Annotated in this window: 19 protein-coding genes; 11 read left to right on the plus strand and 8 right to left on the minus strand. The window is 61.3% G+C overall.

Annotated elements, in window-relative coordinates; all coding sequences use genetic code 11:
• Positions 1-5: 5 nt before the first annotated feature.
• The 3 genes from AB7933_RS09745 to AB7933_RS09755 form a co-directional block, all read right to left on the minus strand.
• Positions 6-380, minus strand: coding sequence for a hypothetical protein (locus AB7933_RS09745; protein ID WP_024074126.1), 375 nt, complete (start codon positions 378-380; stop codon positions 6-8).
• Positions 381-616: 236 nt separating this feature from the next.
• Positions 617-1990, minus strand: a complete 1374-nt coding sequence (ppnN, locus tag AB7933_RS09750; protein ID WP_024074128.1) for a nucleotide 5'-monophosphate nucleosidase PpnN — start codon at positions 1988-1990, stop codon at positions 617-619.
• A gap of 149 nt (positions 1991-2139) precedes the next feature.
• The gene (locus AB7933_RS09755) at positions 2140-2964 is read right to left on the minus strand and encodes an aspartyl/asparaginyl beta-hydroxylase domain-containing protein (RefSeq protein ID WP_024074129.1); all 825 of its coding nucleotides are present in this window, start codon (positions 2962-2964) and stop codon (positions 2140-2142) included.
• 375 nt (positions 2965-3339) lie between these two features.
• On the opposite strand from AB7933_RS09755, the gene fabV reads away from it, so the two are divergent.
• Positions 3340-4533 carry an enoyl-ACP reductase FabV gene (gene fabV / locus AB7933_RS09760; protein ID WP_024074130.1) on the plus strand — a complete coding sequence of 398 codons (1194 nt, stop codon included), beginning with the start codon at positions 3340-3342 and terminating at the stop codon, positions 4531-4533.
• 189 nt (positions 4534-4722) lie between these two features.
• Positions 4723-5346 carry an HAD family hydrolase gene (locus AB7933_RS09765; RefSeq protein WP_024074131.1) on the plus strand — a complete coding sequence of 208 codons (624 nt, stop codon included), beginning with the start codon at positions 4723-4725 and terminating at the stop codon, positions 5344-5346.
• Here the strand turns inward: AB7933_RS09765 and AB7933_RS09770 are convergent.
• Entirely contained in the window at positions 5343-6248 is a 906-nt protein-coding gene (locus AB7933_RS09770; protein WP_024074132.1) for a LysR family transcriptional regulator, read from the minus strand. The two genes, AB7933_RS09765 and AB7933_RS09770, sit on opposite strands and share 4 nt — an antisense overlap.
• Positions 6249-6351: 103 nt before the next feature.
• Here AB7933_RS09770 and AB7933_RS09775 point away from each other — a divergent pair, with 103 nt between their 5' ends.
• Complete coding sequence (locus tag AB7933_RS09775) at positions 6352-7521, plus strand: aspartate aminotransferase family protein (RefSeq protein ID WP_024074133.1); 1170 nt, start codon at positions 6352-6354, stop codon at positions 7519-7521.
• A 181-nt stretch (positions 7522-7702) separates the two neighbouring features.
• Here AB7933_RS09775 and punR read toward each other — a convergent pair whose 3' ends face one another.
• Positions 7703-8617, minus strand: coding sequence for a DNA-binding transcriptional activator PunR (gene punR / locus AB7933_RS09780; RefSeq protein WP_024074135.1), 915 nt, complete (start codon positions 8615-8617; stop codon positions 7703-7705).
• A gap of 122 nt (positions 8618-8739) precedes the next feature.
• Between punR and punC the strand changes: the two genes are divergently transcribed.
• Positions 8740-9936: a purine nucleoside transporter PunC gene (punC, locus tag AB7933_RS09785; RefSeq protein WP_024074136.1), complete on the plus strand. Its 1197-nt coding sequence runs from the start codon at positions 8740-8742 to the stop codon at positions 9934-9936.
• A 54-nt stretch (positions 9937-9990) separates the two neighbouring features.
• Here punC and AB7933_RS09790 read toward each other — a convergent pair whose 3' ends face one another.
• Complete coding sequence (locus tag AB7933_RS09790) at positions 9991-10824, minus strand: hypothetical protein (protein WP_024074137.1); 834 nt, start codon at positions 10822-10824, stop codon at positions 9991-9993.
• A gap of 159 nt (positions 10825-10983) precedes the next feature.
• Between AB7933_RS09790 and AB7933_RS09795 the strand changes: the two genes are divergently transcribed.
• On the plus strand, positions 10984-12486 hold the full coding sequence (locus AB7933_RS09795; protein WP_024074138.1) for a nucleobase:cation symporter-2 family protein: 1503 nt from the start codon (positions 10984-10986) through the stop codon (positions 12484-12486).
• 301 nt (positions 12487-12787) lie between these two features.
• Here the strand turns inward: AB7933_RS09795 and AB7933_RS09800 are convergent, their stop codons facing one another.
• Positions 12788-13720, minus strand: coding sequence for a proline iminopeptidase-family hydrolase (locus AB7933_RS09800; RefSeq protein ID WP_024074139.1), 933 nt, complete (start codon positions 13718-13720; stop codon positions 12788-12790).
• A gap of 93 nt (positions 13721-13813) precedes the next feature.
• Positions 13814-14578, minus strand: coding sequence for a LuxR family transcriptional regulator (locus tag AB7933_RS09805; RefSeq protein ID WP_024074140.1), 765 nt, complete (start codon positions 14576-14578; stop codon positions 13814-13816).
• A gap of 183 nt (positions 14579-14761) precedes the next feature.
• Between AB7933_RS09805 and AB7933_RS09810 the strand changes: the two genes are divergently transcribed.
• From AB7933_RS09810 to AB7933_RS09835, 6 genes are read left to right on the plus strand one after another with little or no spacing between them, the layout of a single operon-like run.
• Complete coding sequence (locus tag AB7933_RS09810) at positions 14762-15649, plus strand: proline iminopeptidase-family hydrolase (protein WP_024074141.1); 888 nt, start codon at positions 14762-14764, stop codon at positions 15647-15649.
• Between the two features lie 3 nt (positions 15650-15652).
• Positions 15653-16600 (plus strand): ABC transporter permease, encoded by a 948-nt coding sequence (locus AB7933_RS09815; RefSeq protein ID WP_024074142.1) that lies wholly within the window; start codon positions 15653-15655, stop codon positions 16598-16600.
• Complete coding sequence (locus AB7933_RS09820) at positions 16597-17454, plus strand: ABC transporter permease (protein ID WP_024074143.1); 858 nt, start codon at positions 16597-16599, stop codon at positions 17452-17454. The genes AB7933_RS09815 and AB7933_RS09820 overlap by 4 nt, the downstream gene beginning before the upstream one ends.
• On the plus strand, positions 17451-18407 hold the full coding sequence (locus tag AB7933_RS09825; protein ID WP_024074144.1) for an ABC transporter ATP-binding protein: 957 nt from the start codon (positions 17451-17453) through the stop codon (positions 18405-18407). The genes AB7933_RS09820 and AB7933_RS09825 overlap by 4 nt, the downstream gene beginning before the upstream one ends.
• Positions 18404-19423 (plus strand): ABC transporter ATP-binding protein, encoded by a 1020-nt coding sequence (locus tag AB7933_RS09830; protein ID WP_024074145.1) that lies wholly within the window; start codon positions 18404-18406, stop codon positions 19421-19423. The genes AB7933_RS09825 and AB7933_RS09830 overlap by 4 nt, the downstream gene beginning before the upstream one ends.
• Complete coding sequence (locus AB7933_RS09835) at positions 19405-20919, plus strand: ABC transporter substrate-binding protein (RefSeq protein WP_024074146.1); 1515 nt, start codon at positions 19405-19407, stop codon at positions 20917-20919. The genes AB7933_RS09830 and AB7933_RS09835 overlap by 19 nt, the downstream gene beginning before the upstream one ends.
• The last annotated feature ends 65 nt before the right edge of the window (positions 20920-20984 follow it).

Genomic DNA, 20984 nt, shown 5'->3' on the forward strand with positions numbered 1-20984 from the left:
CCTGCCTAGGTCGGCTTCTTCGTACCCAGGAGCCGAACCTCCCGCAACAGTGCCGCCCCCAGTTGGTCGGTGCCCAGTTCCCGATAGCCCACGGCCTTGACCTCACCGTTTTCCTCGGCCTGGATGAGGATCACCGGGGTTTCCTTGCCGGTCGTTTCATCCACATGCATGGCGTACTGGGGAATATCCACTTTGATCGGGGTGCCCGCCGCCTGGCCTTTGACATTGATCAGGAAGGCGGCACACCCGCTGTCGACATCCGCACTCGTGGCGGAGCGGCCGCTGACAAAGCAGGTGGGCGGCAAGTCGGGCCAGGCGATGGTGTCAGCCAGGACGAGGGTCGGCGTCATGACCAGGGCTGCGAGAAGAAGCGTGCGCACGTGAGGCGTTCTCTGGATCAAGGGAAGATGCGGTTTTACCAAAGCCTGCTCGCTGCCGCAACGCGGCGATCGCGGGTGGGCCGCAGGGTCTCCAGTACCCGCCCCCACTCCACGATTGCCTGGGCCGCTTTCTGGATGTGGGTGAGTCCGAACAGGTCAAACCCTGGACCGAACTTCACTCACACCCTTCCATCGGGTTCCCAGCGATACAAACCATGGCCGAGCGCAGTGCCGGTTTATTGCACCACGCGGTAGCACGGCACATAGGCCGCGCCGCCTGGCAGCTTCATGCGGTGCTGGGCGACGAAGGCCTGTAGCAGCTCGTCCAGCGGTTGCATGATGGCCGGGTCGCCGTGGATCTCGTACGGGCCGTTCTGTTCGATCAGGCGAATGCCCTTGTCCTTGACGTTACCCGCCACGATCCCCGAAAACGCACGACGCAGGTTGGCCGCCAGCTCATGGGGCGGCAGCGCGTGGCTCAGTTGCAGGCTGGCCATGTTTTCGTGGGTCGGGTCGAACGGGCGCTGGAAGCCTTCGTCGATCTTCAACAGCCAATTGAAGTGAAACGCGTCGTTGCGCTCGCGCCGGAACTGCTTCACCGCCTTGAGCCCGGCGGTCATCTGGCGAGCCACTTCGGCCGGGTCATCGATGATGATCTGGTAGTGCGCCTGCGCTGCTTCGCCCAGGGTTGCGCCGACGAAGGCGTGCAGTTGCTGCAGGTACGGCGCGGCGTGTTTCGGCCCGGTGAGGATGACCGGAAATGGCAGGCCACGGTTGTCCGGGTGCATCAAAATACCCAGCAGGTACAGGAACTCTTCGGCCGTGCCGGCACCGCCTGGGAAGATGATGATGCCGTGGCCGACGCGCACGAAGGCTTCCAGGCGCTTCTCGATATCCGGCAGGATCACCAGCTCGTTGACGATCGGGTTCGGCGCTTCGGCGGCGATGATGCCGGGCTCGGTCAGGCCTAGGTAGCGCCCGCCGGTGATGCGTTGCTTGGCGTGGGAAATGGTCGCGCCCTTCATCGGCCCTTTCATTACGCCGGGACCGCAGCCGGTGCACACATCGAGGCTGCGCAGGCCCAGTTCGTGGCCGACCTTCTTGGTGTATTTGTATTCTTCGGTGTTGATCGAGTGCCCGCCCCAGCACACCACGATCTTCGGCTCGACACCCGGGCGCAGCGTGCGCGCATTGCGCAGCAGGTGGAACACGTAGTCGGTGATGCCCTGTGAGTTGCTCAGGTCGATGCGCTGGCTGTCCAGCTCGTTCTCGGTGTAGACGATGTCACGCAAGGCGCTGAACAGCATCTCGCGGGTGCTGGCGATCATTTCGCCATCGACGAACGCATCGGCCGGCGCGTTCAACAGTTCCAGGCGTACGCCACGATCCTGCTGATGAATGCGCACTTCAAAGTCTTTATAGGCGTCGAGGATGGTCTTGGCGTTGTCGATATGCGCGCCCGTATTGAGGATGGCCAGGGCGCATTGACGGAACAGGGTATAGATGCTGCCGGAGCCGGCTTCGCTCAGTTGCTGGACTTCACGTTGGGAGAGTGTTTCGAGGCTGCCCTTGGGGCTGACGGAGGCGTTGATGACTTGACGTTGGGGCATTCTGGTTCCTTGAAAGCGCAGCCACCGCGCCCTTCAGCGGGGCGATGGCTTGAGAATGGTGGGCGCCGAATTCGGTCGCACGAGACGGTTATTCTGGCCGCCTCGCGGGCAGGGCGCAAACACCGTCCAGCGCCATCATGCCGCAGAACTTACTGAATCAGCTTCCAGTTTTTGTAGAAAACCCGACGCAGGGTGAATACCAGGCCGGCAAAACCCGCGATCACGGCGTTGAGGACCGAGGGCAGCAAGGTCGGCCGCACGATATCAATGAACAGGCAGTAACGTTTTGCGTCGTTCTTGTTGAAGGACGCATGCATCAACGTGTCATCGAAAATAAACAGCGGGTCGTCGTGCCAGTAATGCTTGTGCTTGCCGACCTGGATATACACGCCGTCATGGTGAGGCGCCGGCGCCATGTTGTAGAGCACCCGGAACATCATGCGCAGGGGCCCGAAGTGAAAGGACGTCGAGCGGTTTTCGTTGAACACCGAAACCCCGATGGTCTTCACGAACGGCAGCTTTTTACGCAGTTCCGGGATGTCCAGGGTGGTTTCGATCGGGCGGCCATACCACTGGAAAAACAGCATGCCGCGTTTCTTCTCGGCCATGCGCTCGTCCAGGTAGCCGATGATTTCATCCTTGTGGGCCATGGCATCGTTGATCACCTGTTGCAGGTCTTCACGCCAGGCGGGTGGCAGGTCGCGCATCGTGTAGACATGGCGATTGCGGCTGCTCAGCAGGTCGAACAGGGTGTTGAACGGCGCCAGCAGCCAGGTATTGCGGCCGCTGCCGATGAAGTATTTCTTGAAGGTATCGCGGTCATACAAGCCGTTACGCAGGAAGTCATAGACACCGCAGACCAGTACCAGGCCGAGAAAGACCGCCGTGGTCAGGGGGAACAGGAAAATAAACAGCAGCACGCCGAGCACCCAGGCGATCGACACTGCTTTCTTGCGTAACGCGGACTTGCTCATGAAACTCAGCTCCAGCTGGACGCCATTCGACAGGTACGGTTCCGTGGCTGCGAGTGGTGGGGTTTTGAAACATATTGAAACAACCCCGCCATGATAAGGCGTTATCAGTCGGTTGGGCGTTTTAAATATTGCAAAATTGTGAAGGGATTGAACAAATTTTCACGAATAGCGTTTGCTGCGAAAACGGCGCAGGACGCGTGGCGATACCCCGGACGTTAGCAGGGATGCGCAGAAAAGCGCGGCGCCGATTGGATTTTGTAAACAGAAGATTTGCGACTATCGTGACGCTTCGGTTTTTTGGACGTCATAGACCGGTACGATTGAAGTTGAATGGCCACCATTGGCCTTCGGCACCTTGGAAGAGGCAGAAATTTTATGATCATCAAACCGCGGGTTCGTGGCTTCATCTGTGTGACCGCTCACCCTGTTGGCTGTGAAGCGAACGTCAAGGAACAGATCGACTACGTGACTCAACACGGCGTCATCGAAGGCGGCCCGAAAAAGGTGCTGGTCCTCGGTGCTTCCACCGGTTATGGCCTGGCTGCGCGCATCAGTGCCGCGTTTGGCTGCGGTGCCGACACCCTGGGCGTGTTTTTTGAGAAAGAAGGCGAAGAGGGCAAGTTGAGTTCCGCCGGCTGGTACAACAGCGCCGCGTTCGAGAAGTTTGCCGTCGAAAAAGGCCTGTACGCCAAGAGCATCAACGGTGATGCGTTCTCCGACGAGATCAAGCGCCTGACCATCGACACCATCAAGAAAGACCTGGGCAAGATCGACCTGGTGGTCTACAGCCTGGCCGCGCCACGCCGTACCGACCCGCAGGGCGTGGTGCACAACTCCACCCTCAAGCCGATCGGCAAAGCCGTGACCCTGCGTGGGATCAACACCGACAAGGGCGTCGTGGTCGACACCACCCTGGAACCGGCGACCCAGGAAGAAATCGACGGCACCGTGAAAGTCATGGGTGGCGAAGACTGGCAGCTGTGGATCGACGCCCTGCGTGACGCCGATGTACTGGCCGAAGGCGCCAAGACCACTGCGTTCACCTACCTGGGTGAGAAGCTGACCCAGGACATCTACTGGAACGGTTCCATCGGCGAAGCCAAGAAGGACCTGGACAAGAAAGTCCTGACCCTGCGCGACAACCTGGCTGCGCTGAAGGGCGACGCTCGTGTGTCGGTACTCAAGGCGGTGGTGACCCAGGCCAGCTCGGCGATCCCGATCATGCCACTGTACCTGTCGTTGCTGTTCAAGGTGATGAAAGAGCAGGGCACCCACGAAGGTTGCATCGAGCAGGTCTACGGCCTGTTCAAGGACAGCTTGTACGGCAGCCAGCCGAAGCTCGACGCCGACGGCCGCCTGCGCGCCGACCTGGCCGAACTGGAGCCGAAGGTCCAGGACGCCGTGGCAGCACTGTGGAACCAGGTGACCGACGACAACGTCAACGAGATCAGCGATTTTGCCGGCTACAAGGCTGAGTTCCTGCGCTTGTTCGGCTTTGAGATCGATGGCGTGGACTACGAGGCTGACGTGAATCCGACCGTTAAGATCAACGGCCTGGTCCAAGCCTAAACACGCTCGAAAAAAATGTGGGAGCGGGCTTGCCCGCGATCGCGGTTTGTCAGTGCTGGATGTTTCGGCTGACACCCTGCAATCGTGGGCAAGCCCGCTCCCACATTCGTTGTGTGTTAAGCCTTTGCCGCTGCCGCCATCGATCTGCCAGACTCCATCGGCTATCAACTCACGCTAACGGAGGATCTGATGACGATTCGTGCAGTCGTTTTTGATTTTGGCGGTGTCCTGTTCGATTGGAACCCGCACCACCTGTACCGCAAGCTGATTGCCGACGATCACGAACGGCAGTGGTTCCTCGACACCATCTGTACCCAGGCCTGGAACACCGAGCAGGACGCGGGTCGTACCCTGGCCGAGGCTACGCGCAGCCTGGTCGCGCAATACCCCCAGCACGAAACCTTGATCACGGCCTATTACGACCGCTGGCATGAAATGCTGCGCGGCCCGTTACCGGAGGGCGTGGCCATTCTCGAGGCGTTGCATCACGCCGACATGCCGCTGTTCGGGCTCACCAACTGGTCGGCCGAGACGTTCCCCTATGCGCGGGCCAACTACCCGTTCCTGCAGTGTTTTCGCGACATCGTGGTCTCCGGCGAGTTGAAGCTGATCAAGCCGGATGCCGCGATCTATCACGCCAGCCTCGCCCAGGTGCGTGCTCATCTGCCGGATATCCAGCCGAGCGAAGTGGTGTTCATCGACGACGTCGCCGGCAATATCGAGGCGGCTGTCGCCTTGGGTTGGCAGGGCATTCATCATGTGTCCGCCGAACGCACGGCCGCGCGCTTGCGGGAATTGGGCGTGGGCTTCTAGCGCGCCCACTGTTCCATGACGAAATCCACAAAGGCGCGCAACTTGGGCAGGCGATAGCGGTCCTGTGGGTACAGCAGGTGCATGGGGCGGCTGGGCAGTTGGTAGGTGGTCAATAGGGCCACCAGCTTGCCGGTTTGCAGGTCGGGCTGCACCAGGGCATCCGGCAGCATAACGATGCCCATGCCTTGCACTGCGGCCTGGCGCAGGGCTTGCGAGCTGTTGATGGTCAACGAGCCCGATACTGGAATCTCCACCTCGCCCTCATCCCCGGTCATGCGCCACAGTTTGTCGGCGTTGCGCCAATCGTCGGTCGACGGGTAGGCGAATGCCAGGCAGTCATGCTGTTGCAGATGCTCGGGCACCTGTGGCATGCCGTGTCGCGCCAGGTAATCCGGCGAGGCGCACAGGGTCATGGTGTAATCCTGCATGGGCCGTGCGATCAAGCTTGAGGGTTCCAGTTCACCCAGGCGGATCGCCACGTCGAAACCGCTGTCGACCAGGTCCATGCGCTGGTTGCTGAGCACCACGTACAGCTTGATCTGCGGGTAGCGCCGGGAGAACTCGCTCAAGGCCGGTGCCAGGCGTTCGGTGCCGAAGGCGGGGGGCGCCGTGATGCGCAGAGTGCCGCGGGGGACGTCGCTGTGGGCCTGTTCGGCCAATTGCTCGGAGTCGGCCACCAACCCCAGCACTTCCAGGCAACGCTGGTAATACTGCCCACCGAACTCCGTCAGGCTTTGCTTGCGCGTGGTGCGCTTGAGCAGGCTGACTCCCAGCCGTTGCTCGAGCGCGCGCAGGTGGTTGCCGACCATGGTGGTCGATATTCCGCAGGCGTGGGCGGCGGCGGTCATGCTGCCGCTCTCGACCACTTTCACATACACCGACATCGCCTGGAATAAATCCATTATCAAGCCCTGGTTCAAAGTCATTGCAGGAAAGTGCAGTTTATCCAGCTCAGGTGGCTAACGATACTGGGATCGTCCCCAAGATGCCCTGGAGCTTGCCACCATGACCGCCGCCTGCCTGATGACCACCTACCAACCCCTGGCTCTGAGCTTTACCCGTGGCTTGGGCACGCGCCTGTGGGACCAGCAGGGGCGTGAATACCTGGACGCGGTGGCGGGCGTGGCGGTGACCAACGTTGGGCACTCCCACCCAAAACTGGTAGCAGCCATCAGCGAACAGGCCGGCTTGCTGTTGCACACCTCCAACCTCTACAGCATCGACTGGCAACAACGACTGGCCCTGCGCCTGACCCGGCTGTCCGGCCTGGACCGCGCCTTCTTCAACAATTCCGGTGCCGAAGCCAATGAGACGGCACTGAAGCTGGCGCGCCTGCATGGCTGGAAAAAGGGCATCGAGCAGCCGTTGGTGGTGGTGATGGAAAACGCCTTCCACGGCCGCACCCTCGGCACCATGGCTGCCAGTGACGGACCGTCGGTACGCCTGGGCTTCCAGCGTTTGCCGGGGGATTTTCTCAAGGTGGGTTTTGGCGACCTGGCAGCCCTGGAGGCGCTGACTCAGCAGTTCGGCCCGCGGATTGCCGCGGTCCTGTTGGAGCCTATCCAGGGCGAAAGCGGCGTGATGGTCGCGCCGCCGGGTTACCTGAAAGCCTTGCGCGATCACTGCTCGCGCCATGGCTGGCTGATGATGCTCGATGAAATCCAGACCGGCATCGGACGTACTGGCGCTTGGTTTGCCTTCCAGCATGAAGGCATTGTTCCGGACGTGATGACCTTGGCCAAAGGCCTCGGCAACGGCGTGCCCATCGGCGCGTGCCTGGCTCGGGCTCACGTGGCCGAGCTGTTCACACCGGGCAGTCACGGCAGTACTTTTGGCGGCAATCCGCTGGCGTGTCGCGTCGGCTGCACCGTGCTCGACATTATCGAAGAGCAGGGGCTGTTGCAGAACGCCGCGCAACAGGGGGAGCGCCTGCTGGCGCGGTTACGGGTGGAATTGAATGAGCACCCGCAAGTGCTGGCGATTCGCGGGCAAGGCCTGATGATCGGGATCGAGTTGGCCAGCCCTTATCGCGACCTGGCCCAGCGTGCCGCCCAGGAGCATGGTCTGCTGATCAATGTGACGCGGGGCAAGGTCATTCGGCTGCTGCCGCCGCTGACTCTGGAGGCCAAGGAGGTCGAGATGATCGTGCGCGCCATCACGCGTTTACTGGATTGAAATGGGATCTGATGCCCGTCAGTTAAGCGTACATCGCCAGCGGGCTTGCTCGCGAAAAACGTCAACGATAGCGCGTGCTTCCTGAATGGACGCGGCGCCTGTGAGTTTTTCGCGAGCAAGCTCGCTCCTACAAAAAACCTTGACGGACTGGCCCCCCCCACACAACGGATCCCGGTGATCTTCAACGGTCACTCCCATTCAACCACTCCTGGTTCATCGTCTCGGTGTCGCCCAAGTACTCCAGCAACCAACGCATGGCGGGGGACACCTTGTTCTGCGCCCACGCCACGCACGACGGGCTGGCGGGGAAGGGGCGGCTCAATTGCAGGGCCACCAGTTCACCGCGTTCGATCCAGGGCAGCACTTGATGCGCTGGCGCCATGCCAACGCACAGGCCATCGCGCAGGCAGTCGATCGCCGAGGCCCAGTTAGGCACCACCAGGCGGCGCTGGTTGTCCAGGGTCCAGGTGTCGCGCTTGGGCAGGTTGCGTGACGTATCGGTCATGCACAGCGAGGCGAAGGGGCGCAGTTGGTCGTCATTGAGCAAGCCTTCGATGCCGGCGAGCGGATGCTGGCTGCTGACCACGCACAGCCAGTTCAACAGCCCCATGTCGCGAAAGGTGAAGTGACTGGCCACCGGCACCGCGCTGGTGGCGCCGATCACAATGTCGGTACGTTCATCGGCCAGGGCGTCCCACACGCCGTTGTACACCTCGTATTCCAGCAGCAATTCCACCTCGGGAAACTGTCGATAGAAATCCAGCACCAATTGCCGGCAACGCTGGGGTTTGACGATGGAATCCACCGCGACCTTCAACTGGCCGCTCCAGCCGTTGGCCACCTGCTGGCACAAGCGCCTTGTGCCGAGCATTTTTTTCATCACGCCCCGCGCTTCATCTATAAATAGACGGCCAGCGGGGGTGAGTTCGACATCGCGATGGCGCCGCACAAACAACGGCACGGCCAGCCACTCTTCCAGTTGGCGCACCGTATAGCTGATGGCCGATGGCACGCGGTGCAGTTCCTGGGCCGCAGCGCTGAAGCTGCCGTGGCGCGCGACCGCATCAACCACATCCAGGGAGTATTCGGACCACATACACACTGCCTTCAAAAATATTGATAGATGTGTCCAATTATTATCGCTTCACAGGGATGTTACCAGCTTCATAATGGGCAGTAGTCAGCAAATAGTTTGATGGCAGGATCTATAAGGCTTCAATGAAAAACTCTTTTGGTTTCACCTGGTATCTGGCGGGGCTGAGCATGCTCGGTTACCTCGCCATGGACATGTACTTGCCGGCGTTTGGCGCCATGGGCGAGCAATTGCAGATCGGCGCCGGCGCGGTGGGCGCCAGCCTGAGTATTTTCCTCGCCGGCTTTGCGGTGGGGCAGTTGCTGTGGGGGCCGTTGTCTGACCGACTCGGGCGCAAACCGATCCTGGTCACCGGCCTGAGCCTGTTCGTGCTGGGCTGCGCGGGGATGTTCTGGGTCGAGACGGCGCCGCAGCTGCTGGCCTTGCGTTTTATCCAGGCGATTGGCGTGTGTTCCGCCGCGGTCAGTTGGCAGGCCTTGGTGATTGACCGTTATCCGGCTGACAAAGCCCACCGTGTATTCGCCAGTATCATGCCGCTGATGTCATTGTCGCCGGCCCTGGCCCCGCTGTTGGGCGCGATGGTGTTGAATCACTTTGGCTGGCAGGCGATTTTCGCGGTGTTATTGGGTGTCTCGCTGCTGTTGCTGCTGCCTACGTTATTCCTACGTGCCTTGCCCAAACGCCCTGCCGCAGAGGGCGAGCCTGCGCGCCTGGGCTACGGGCAGTTGCTCGGCTCTCGGGTATTCACCGGCAACGTCATGATCTTTGCGGCGTGCTCCGCCAGTTTTTTCGCCTGGCTGACCGCGTCGCCCTTCATCCTCGGTGACATGGGCTACAGCCCCAATGACATCGGCTTGAGCTATGTGCTGCCGACCCTCGCCTTCCTGGTCGGTGGCTACAGTTGCCGCAGCGCCTTGCAGCGTTTCCAGGGCAAGACACTGCTGCCGTGGTTGTTGGTGGCCTATTGCATCAGCATGGTGGCGTTGTACCTGGTCGCCACCTTGACCGTGCCGACCCTGACCACCTTGCTGATCCCGTTCTGCCTGATGGCCCTGGTCAATGGCGCCAGCTATCCGATCGTGGTGGCGAATGCGCTGATGCCCTTTGCAGAAAATTCCGGCAAGGCCGCAGCGCTGCAAAACACCCTGCAATTGGGGCTGTGCTTTCTCAGCAGCCTGGTGGTGTCGTCGATGCTTGAGCAGCCGCTGTTGATCACGGCACTGGTGATGCTGGCGACTGCGCCGTTGGCGGTGCTGGGTTACTGGCTGGCGCGGCCGAAAGCAGGCCGCTCGGAACTGGCAACGGATCTGAACCTGGAGTGACACTGCGTTTCAGTCTGTGGGAGGGAGCGAGCCCCCTCCTGCATTTGACTCCCCCTAGAAGGTCACTTCCATATTCACCGTCGGCGTCGATGTGCGGCTGCCCCGGCCGCCATCCACACCGAATTTGTTATGCCAGTACTCGTAGCCCACCCCCAGATACAGGTTCGGCTTAACACTTTTACCCGGCCGCACCGCCACCATCAGCGCGGTGCGCAGCAGGGTTTCGGCTGCGGTATCGCGGCCGTGGAAGTCCTCGCCCTTGTCTCCGACGTGGTTGATGAACCCCTGGAACCTGGCCCCGTGGTTGCCGATCTCGAACGGGCGCATCCAGGTCAGGTTGAGCAGGTAAGTGTCGTCAAACGTGTGGTTCGACTCTTTCGCGCCGGGAATGCCGGTGTGGTTCCGTTCCTTGTAGTACATCAGGCTCAGGTCCAGCACGCCGACGGTGTTGAACTTCAAGGTCGGGCCGAGCACCAGTGCGCGTTTCCTGGCTGAGGCGAAGTTGTTGTTGCGGTTGGCATCGAAGCCCAGGGTGAAGGCGTAATCCTTGATCAACCCGGTACCCAGCGGCGTATCGAAGACGCGAGAGGCATACAACTGGTGCCGATACACCGCGTACACCTCACTGCCGCCGTGGTCGGTGCCCTTGCGCGGGTCGCGGCTGTCGGACAGGAACACATCCAGGTTCAGGAAGTGACTGCCGTACTGGTAGCCGCTGGCGTGGGTAAAGCTGTAGATGCGTTTACTGAATGCATTGGGGTTGTTCGGATTGGTGAACTGCTGGCCGTAGCGAAATCCTACGCTGTTGTTCATCCATTCCATCGCGACGGCCTCCCCACCGCCGAGGAGCGTCAATGCCACGGTTGCGCCCTGTAGTGCCTTTTTCATGGTTTTAGTGTCCTTTGGCGTTCTGGCTCATGTCGGCCGGATTGTTTTTGTAACGCCGATGGAGGGTATCTTGTTCGATTGATTGTATACAACTCTATGGACATCCAGTCCTTACATTGCATACAGTGGCCGCACAACAAAAACAGAGAACCCCTCACCATGACTATCCCGAAGGCGTCACCGCAGCGGCCGGAAGATGAGAATCTTGGCGTCGCCGCCAACCTGGCTTACGGCCTGCAGCATGTGCTCACCATGTACGGCGGCATCGTTGCCGTACCGTTGATCGTCGGCCAGGCGGCTGGGTTGTCGCCGGCGGATATCGGCCTGTTGATCGCCGCGTCGTTGTTTGCCGGTGGCCTGGCCACCTTGCTGCAAACCCTTGGCCTGCCGTTTTTTGGCTGCCAGTTGCCGCTGGTACAGGGCGTGTCGTTTGCCGGTGTGGCAACCATGGTGGCGATTGTCGGCAGTGATGGCGCTGGCGGGGTGCCGGCGATTCTGGGGGCGGTGATGGCGGCGTCCTTGATCGGGCTATTGATTACCCCGGTGTTCTCGCGGATCACCCAGTTTTTCCCACCGCTGGTGACCGGTATCGTGATCACCACCATCGGCCTGACCCTGATGCCCGTCGCGGCGCGGTGGGCCATGGGCGGCAACAGCCGCGCAGCCGACTTCGGCAGCATGCCGAACATCGGCCTGGCCGCGCTGACCCTGGTGCTGGTGTTGCTGCTGAGCAAGATCGGCAGTGCGACTATCTCGCGGTTGTCGATCCTGCTGGCGATGGTGATCGGCACGCTCATTGCGGTATTGCTGGGCATGGCCGACTTCTCCGGTGTCACCCAGGGGCCGATGTTCGGTTTCCCCGCGCCATTCCATTTCGGCATGCCGACCTTTCATGTGGCGGCGATCATTTCCATGTGTATCGTGGTGATGGTGACCCTGGTGGAAACCTCGGCAGATATCCTGGCGGTGGGTGAGATCATCGACACCAAGGTCGACTCCAAACGTCTCGGTAATGGCCTGCGTGCCGATATGCTGTCGAGCATGTTCGCGCCGATCTTCGGTTCGTTCACCCAAAGTGCATTCGCCCAGAACGTCGGCCTGGTGGCGGTGACGGGGGTGAAGAGTCGGTTTGTGGTGGCGACCGGTGGGCTGTTCCTGGTGATTCTCGGCCTGCTGCCCTTCATGGGGCGTGTCATTGCGGCCGTACCGACCTCGGTACTGGGCGGTGCCGGGATCGTGCTGTTCGGCACCGTGGCGGCCAGTGGTATTCGCACGCTGTCCAAGGTGGATTACCGCAACAACATGAACCTGATCATCGTCGCCACGTCCATCGGTTTCGGCATGATCCCCATCGCTGCGCCGAGTTTCTACGATCATTTTCCCAGCTGGTTCGCGACCATTTTCCACTCGGGCATCAGCTCGTCGGCGATCATGGCGATCCTGCTGAACCTGGCGTTCAACCACATCACCGCCGGTAACTCAGACCAGCAATCAGTGTTCGTGGCAGGGACGGAGCGCAGTTTGTGCTTCCAGGATGTGGCGGCCTTGCGCGAGGGGGATTACTTCAGCGGCGGCAAGTTGTTTGATGCACAGGGTCAGGAGATTCCACTGGTGGCGCAGGTGTCGAACAAAGCCGCGAGGCCGGAGACCAGCGACGTCTAGACGGTGGGCGGGGGCGAGCTGCAGTGGCCAGTGGGCTTGTTCAGGCAAGTTGGCTGATTGTGGCGAGCGGGCATGTTGTGGCCAGCGGACTTGCTGTGGCGAGCGGGCTTGCCCCGCGTTGGGCTGCGAAGCGGCCCTAAAACCTGGCGATTTTATATGCCTGGATAAACGCAGTTGGCCTTATTGGGGCTGCTTCGCAGCCCAACGCGGGGCAAGCCCGCTCGCCACAGCAAGCCCGCTCGCCACAGGGATATTCCAATTTACTGAGCGACAGCGCTAAGTGGCCCTGCACATTTTTACCTCAGCCAGCCTTGAGGGCTGTGTGCGGCGTCGAGCACGCCTCATCCAGGAACTTCACCACCGTGCCCATGCACGCCTGGCGCTCTTCCACATGGGGCATGTGGCTGGAGTCTTCAAACAATGCCCAGCGCACATCCGCGATTTCGTCCAGGAACGGCTTGACCACCAGCGGCGTCGCCTCGTCATGCCGGCCGGAAATCACCAGGGTCGGCACCTTGATCGCCGACAGGCGGCCGATCACGTTCCAGTCCTTCAGGCTGCCAATCACGTGGAACTCGGTAGGGCCGCTCATGGCGTGGTACACCGTCGGGTCGGCATCGACCGCGGCGAAGGTGCGGGCTACCTCTTCAGGCCAGGGGTTGACCCGGCACACGTGCTGGTCATAGAAAATCCGCGAGGCGGCGAGGTATTCCGGGTCTTGGTAGGTGCCGGCGGCTTCATGCTTGAGCAGGGTTTCATGCACGCCTTCGGGCAGCAGTTTGCGCAGGCGGTTGGCTTCGCTGACCCAGGTGCGCATGCAGGTGGGCGAGTTGGCCGGGATGAAGGCGCGCAGGCCCTTGGGTTGCAGGATCGCATGCTCACTGCCGAGCATACCGCCCCAGGATTGCCCGAGGATCGCGTAGTCATCGCTGATTTGCAGGTGGTCCAGCAGGTTGTTCAACTCATCGAGGAACAGGCTGACGGTCCAGAAGGAGGGGTCTTTGTCGGGCAAATGGGTGGAGCGCCCATTGCCCAGTTGATCGTAGTGGATCACGGCATGACCGCTGGCGGCGACGTCCTTGAAGGCGTCGACGTAGTCATGGGTGCAGCCGGGGCCCCCATGGATGATCACCAACGGTGTGCGGCCGGTGGTCAGGTCGCCAGTGATGCGGTACCAGGTCTGGTAAGCGCCAAAGGCCGCATACCCTTCGCGGATTTTTTCGATGAATTCCATTTCGTACCCTGCTCTGAAAAAAAGGATCAGGGACACGATAATCGGCACGCGATGTTTAGGTAACTAGCAAAACAGCTAGGTTTTGCCGAAGGTTCAGTCTTCCAGCAAGCGATAGTGGGTTGCGCGAACCACTGCCTGGACCCGGTTCTTTGCGCCTAATTTGTGCATCGCCGACGCCAGGTGCAGGGTGACCACTGCCAGGGAACGGCTCAATTGGGTGGCGATTTCGGCGGCGGTCAGGCCATCGGCGGCCCATTTCAGGCACTCGCGCTCACGTTTGGTCAGGCGAATATGCGGGTAGGCACGTAGCTCCTTGCTGAATAATGGGTAGGCCGCTTCCTGCAAGGCATGGGTAATCAGGGCGAAATCCGACAGAGTCTGCTGCGCATCCCGCAGCACCACGCTCGCCTTGCCGGTGCGCAGACCGGTCAGCGAGGCAAAGCCGCCGCGGGGCAGGTGGATCGGCACGCTGACGCCGCAGGTCAGCTGGCGGTCATGCAGGTAAGAAGACACGGGTGCGTGGCAGGGGTCGATGATCTGCTGCAGGGCGGTCTGGGCTTTGGCGTCATAGGACCAGACAAACGGCGAAACCGTGCTCAAGGCCAAGTGCTGCACGGGGTCGATCTGGTAGAACCCTTCGCTGCACCACAAGGCATGCCAGTCGGGCGGGGTGTTGCGCAATTCCAGCACCGAGGGGGTGATGAGCTCGCCATTGAGGTCGATGGGCACCGGGGTGTAGTCATACACCAGCGCATCGAAGCCCAACTGCTGGGCGAGGTCGAACGTATTGTCCATCTGTTCATCCAGGCTCCTGCCCGGCATCAGACGGTTATTGAACGCAGTTAGCTTGGCCAGCATCCGTTCTGCTCCCGAATTCATTTGAATCTCGACTTGCGGCAAGTAGAATGCCACGCCCCGGCGAAGGACTGCCAGGCCAAACCTATAAGAAATACTAGGTTATGGACACACGGCATCCTCGGTAGTGTTGGCCTGATTAACGGCCGCTACCCGCCAGGCCGATACAACACAAGGAATGTATGCATGTGGCGTGAAATTGCCCCCGACCAGCAGTACAACGTGCAAGTCGACGGCCATAACCTCGTGGCCTACAGCTTTGGTGACGGCGATGAGGTGCTGCTGTGCCTCAACGGCGGTCCTGGCCTGCCGTGTGACTACTTGCGTGACGCCCATGGCTGGCTCAAAGACCATAACCTGCGAGTGGTTGCATTCGATCAGCTTGGCACTGGCGCTTCAGCCAGACCGACCGATGTTTCCCTGTGGGAAATCCGCCGTTATGTCGAAGAAGTCGAAACCGTGCGCCAGGCCCTGGGCCTGGGCCGTGTGCATTTGCTCGGCCATTCCTGGGGCGGCTGGCTGGCGATCGAATACGCTATCCATTACCCCGCTGCCCTGAAAAGCCTGATCCTGGAAAACACCGTCGGCGACATCCCGCACCTGTCCCAGGAACTGGAACGCCTGCGCGGCGCCCTGGGCAGCGAAACCGTGGCGATGATGCAACGCCATGAAGCCATGGGCACCCTGGACCACCCGCAGTACCAGGCGGCGATCACCTTGCTCAACTACCGCCACGTGTGTCGTCTGGACGAGTGGCCGGCACCGGTCAAGCGCTCCCTGGATGACTGGAACATGGGGCCCTACGAAACCATGCAGGGGCCGAATGAATTTCTCTATATTGGCAACCTCAAGGACTGGAACCGCATCCCCGAGATGGCCGATTTCAAGATGCCGATGCTGATCACCACCGGTCAGCATGATGAACTGACCCCGGCCTGCGCCATGCGCATGAAGCTGGCGGCTCGCCACGCCGAGCTGCATGTGTTCCCCAACAGCAGCCATATGCCCTTTTATGAAGAGCCTCACGCGTACTTCCCGGTGCTGCTGGACTTTCTTGCTCGCCATCGAGGCTGACGAATGAACCTGGCGCGCTACCGTTTTGTACTGTCCCGGCCCCTGCAATTGTTGCCGGTGCTGTTTGGCATCAGCCTGATCACCTTTGTGCTGGTACGCTCGATTCCCGGCGACCCCGCCCGCGCGCTGCTGGGCTCGCGCAGCACCCCGGACGCCTTGCTGAAAATCCGCGCGCAGTTCGGCCTCGACCAGCCGTTGTGGCTGCAATATTTCTACTTTCTCAAAAACCTGCTCAAGGGCGACCTCGGCCAATCGCTGCTGTACAAGGTCGATGCCCTGAAGCTGATCGTCACCCGCATCGAGCCGACGTTGGTGCTGGTCCTTGGCAGCGTGGTGCTGGCGCTGTTGATCGCGATACCGCTGGCGACCTTGGCGGCGCGGCATAAAGGTGGCTGGGCCGACAACCTGATCCGCGTATTCACCACGGTCGGCCTGGGCATGCCGGCATTCTGGCTGGGCTTGATGCTGATCCTGTTGCTCAGCGTGCAATGGGGCTTGTTCCCGGTGTCGGGCTACGGCCGCACCTGGCTGGACAAGGCGCACCATATGGTCCTGCCATGCCTGACCATCGCCCTGGCGTTGTCCGCGGTGCTGGTGCGCAACCTGCGGGCGAGCATGTTGATGGAGTTGCAGGCCGACCATGTCACCGCCGCCCGCGCCCGTGGGTTGTCGGAGGCTGCGGTGTTTCGCCGGCATGTGTTGCCCAATTCCCTGGTGCCGGCGGTCAACCTGCTGGCGGTGAACATCGGTTGGTTGATCAGCGGCACGGTGGTGATCGAAAGCCTGTTCGCCATTCCCGGCATCGGCCAGTTGCTGGTCCGTGGCATCTTTACCCGCGACTACATGGTGGTGCAGGGGGTGGCCATGGTGCTGGCCTGTGCGACGGTGGTGGTCAACTTTGTGGCGGATGTCGTGACCGTCGCCCTCGACCCACGGGTGAAAATGCAATGAACAGCCGCTCGTTGATTGTGCCCTGGCGCTTGCGCTTGCGGTTTGGCTTTCGCAATGGCCGGCTGACCGCCGCGTGGGGCCTGGCGATTCTGTTGGCGTGGTTTGCCTTGGCGCTGTTCGCGCCGTGGATCGCGCCCTATGACCCGATTGCGCAGAACACGGATCTGAGCCTGCTGGGGCCAAGCCTTGCCCATCCGTTTGGCACGGACAATTATGGTCGTGACATCCTTTCGCGGGTGATCTGGGGCGCGCGCATTGACCTGCAATTGGCCATTGTCGGGGTGATTTTCCCGTTCATGATCGGCACCTTTGTCGGTGCGGTTTCCGGCTACATCGGCGGGCGTTTCGACAATTTCTGCATGCGCGTGATCGACGTGGTCCTGGCGTTCCCGTTCCTGGTATTGATGTTGGCGATCATGGCCATCCTCGGCCCGGGCTTGAAGAGTTTTTATATCGCCATGGCGCTGGTGGGCTGGGTGTCGTATGCGCGGCTGATCCGCTCGCAGATCCTAGTGCTCAAGGAAAGCGACTTTGCCCTGGCGGCCAAGAGCCTGGGCTTTGGCCACGGGCGCATCCTGTTTCGGCATTTGCTGCCCAACGCCCTGTTTGGCTCGATTGTGTTTTCCATGTCTGACGCCGTGCTGGTGCTGCTCAATGGGGCGGCGGTGAGCTACCTCGGCCTGGGTGTACAACCGCCGACCGCCGAATGGGGCACCATGGTGGCCGAAGGGCAGGCCTTTATCACCACGGCCTGGTGGCTCTGCACCTTCCCGGGCCTGGCCATCGTGACCCTGGCCATGGGCTTCAGCCTGTTGGCCGACGGTGTGGCGCAAGTGCTGGGGGATCGAACATGAGTCTGCTTCAGGTACAGGACTTGAGTGTGATCGCCCATAACGCCGGGCGTGATGTCACCCTGGTCGATCGTGTGTCCTTTGACCTGGCCGAAGGTGAAATCCTCGGCCTGGTGGGTGAAAGCGGCTCGGGCAAGACGATGGCCTGTCGCGGGCTGATGCGCTTGTTGCCGTCGCCCAACCTGCGGGTGCAAGGCGGGGCCGTGCGCCTGGCCGGTCGCGATTTGTTGCAGCTGGATGACGCCGGCATGCGCGCAGTGCGTGGCGGGCAACTGGGCATGATCTTCCAGAACCCCAGCAGCCACCTCGACCCGCTGATGCGCATTGGCGAGCAGATCGCCGAGGGGATTCGCCTGCATCAAGGTGCGTCGAAGAAAGGCGCGCGCCTGCAAGCCATCGACGTGCTGCGCCAGGTGGGGATCCCTGATCCCCAGGCGCGGGTCGACAACTATCCCCATGAGTTTTCCGGCGGCATGCGCCAGCGCGCGATGATCGCCGTGGCCCTGGGCTGCAACCCGCAGGTGTTGATCGCCGATGAGCCGACCACGGCCCTCGATGTGACCGTGCAGGCGCAAATCCTGCGCCTGTTGCTGGACCTGCGCGACCAGCGTGGCCTGTCGATCATCATGATCACCCACGACCTCGGCGTGGTGGCGCAGACCTGCGACTCCATCGCCGTGATGTACGCCGGTCGCCTGTGCGAGCACGGCAGCAAATACGACCTGCTGGCCCACCCCCGGCATCCTTACACCGCTGGGCTGATCGACTGCCAGCCTGCCCACAGCAGCGGGCATGCGTTGCTGCGCACCATTCCAGGCCAGCCGCCGCTGCTGGATGCGTTGCCCGCCGGGTGTCGCTTCAACCCACGCTGCCCGCAGGTCGGCGACCTATGCACCCAGCAGCTGCCTGAAGGCTCGCGTGTGGCCTGTCACTATCCTTTGGGAGATCGGCCATGAGCCTGTTGCAGATCAAAGACCTGGAGGTGCGCTTTGCCGCGTCTGGCACTGGCGTGTTGGGTTTGAACAAGCAGTGGGTGAGGGCGGTGAACGGGGTATCGCTGAACCTGGCGGCGGGCGAGACCCTCGGCCTGGTGGGCGAATCCGGCAGCGGCAAGAGCACTCTGGGCCGTGCGATTCTGCACCTCAACCCGATCAGCGCCGGCCAGGTGTTGTTCGACGGTATTGATATGGTCCACGGCAGTGCCATCGATATCGCCCGGCTGCGCCATGAAACCGCGATGATTTTCCAGGACCCGTATGCCGCGCTGAACCCGCGCCACACCATTGGCGAAACCATTGCCGAGGTGCTGCGGGTGCAACGCAAGGTCCCCGCGCAACAGATTCCGGCTCGCGTCAACGAACTGCTCGACCTGGTCGGCCTGCGTCCCGAACTCGCCGAGCGCAAACCCGGCGCGCTCAGCGGCGGCCAGTGCCAGCGCGTGGGCATCGCCCGGGCGCTGGCGGTGGAGCCGCGCTTGATCATCGCTGATGAGTGTGTGGCGGCGCTGGATGTGTCGATCCAGGGCCAGATCATCAACCTGTTGCTGGAGCTGCAACAGCGCATGAACCTGGCGATCCTGTTCATCGCCCATGACCTGGCCATCGTGCGCCGCCTGTGCGACCGGGTGGCGGTGATGTACCTGGGCAAGATCGTCGAGGAGGGCCCGGTGGAGGCGGTGTTCACCTCGCCGCGCCATCCGTATACGGCGGCGCTGATCCAGGCGATCCCGGAGATCGATCCGCATCGGCCATTGCCTACGGAACCCTTGCCGGGTGAGCCACCCAGCCCATTGAATGTGCCCGCCGGCTGTGCGTTTCACCCGCGTTGCCGGTATGCCAAGGCCCTGTGTTCCATGGTGTTGCCGCCGACCCATTTCCTGCACGAGCATCGGTACAGTTGCGTGCTTGAAGAACCGTTGACCCTTTCTGCCGTCCATAAACAAGGAGTTATGACATGCAATCCCGCCACTTGAAGTTGCTCGCTGCTGCGACGTTAACCGCCTGGTCCCTCACTGCCGGGCTGGCCCAGGCCGCCGGCGTACTGACCATCGGTTGCCGTGAAGACAGCACCACGTTTGACCCGATCAAAAGTGCGCAGAACCGCGACACCTGGGTATTCGCCAACGTCTACGACACCCTGGTGCGTGTCGATAACCTGGGGACCAAGATGGAACCGGGGCTGGCCGAAAGCTGGGATATCTCCAAGGACGGCCTGACCTACACCTTCAAACTGCGCGAGGCGAAGTTCTCCGACGGCTCGCCGATCACCGCTGAGGATGCGGCGTTCAGCCTGTTGCGTATCCGCGACAACAAGGCTTCGCTGTGGAGCGACCCGTTCAGCCTGATCAATACGGCCAAGGCCACCGACCCCAAAACCCTGGTCGTGACGCTGAAAACCCCTGCGGTCGCCTTCCTCTCGCAACTCGCGTCGCCGACGGTATCGATCCTGTCGGAAAAAGCCATGACCAAGATGGGCGAAGACGCCTACGCGGAAAACCCGGTGACTTCCGGTGCGTTTACCGTGGACGAATGGCGCAAGGGCGATCGGGTGATCCTGAAAAAGAACCCGAACTTCTGGCAGGCCAAGAACGTGAGCCTGGATGGCGTGGAGTGGGTGTCGGTCACTGACGACAACACGCGCATGCGCATGGTGCAGAACAACGAGCTGGACACGGCGATCTTTGTACCGTTCTCCCGGGTGGAAGAGCTGAAAAAAGACAAGAACGTGGTGATCCACTCCGACCCGTCGACCCGTGAAGACCACCTGCTGATCAACCACGAGCACGGCCTGTTGGCCAAGCCGGAAGTGCGTCAGGCGCTGGACATGGCCATCGATAAACAATCGCTGGTGAAGACCGCCACTTACGGTCAAGGCACCGTGGCCTATTCCTACATTCCAAAAGGCTCGCTGTACCACTACGCCAACAACCTGCAGCGCCCGTATGACCCCGCCGCCGCCAAGAAGCTGCTGGCCGATGCCGGCGCCAAGGACTTGAAGCTCAACTATGTGGTCAACGCCGGTAACGAGGCCGACGAGCAGATTGCGGTGATCATCAAGGATCAACTGGCCAAGGTCGGCGTCACCGCCAACCTGCAGAAAGTCGACCCGACTCAAAGCTGGCAGATGCTGGTGGACGGTACTTACGATATTTCAGTGATGTACTGGACCAACGACATCCTCGACCCGGACCAGAAGACCACCTTCGTACTGGGCCACGACACCAACCAGAACTACATGACCCGCTACAAGAACGACCAGGTCAAGGCGCTGGTGGCCGCGGCCCGCATCGAGGCCGACCCGGCCAAGCGTGAGCAGATGTATATCGACCTGCAGAAACTGGCGAAACAGGATGTGAACTGGATCGACCTGTACTACAGCCCGTACATCAACATCTCGCGCAAGAATGTGAGCAACTTCCTGCAAAACCCACTGGGACGCTTCACCCTTGAGGAAGTGGTGAAAAACTAAGGTCCAGAGAACACCGCAATAGAAATGTGGGAGGGGGCTTGCCCCCGATGGCAGGGTGTCAGTCA

The sequence above is a fragment of the Pseudomonas gorinensis genome, from assembly GCF_042015035.1.
In the GTDB taxonomy this organism is placed as follows: Bacteria; Pseudomonadota; Gammaproteobacteria; order Pseudomonadales; family Pseudomonadaceae; genus Aquipseudomonas; species Aquipseudomonas gorinensis.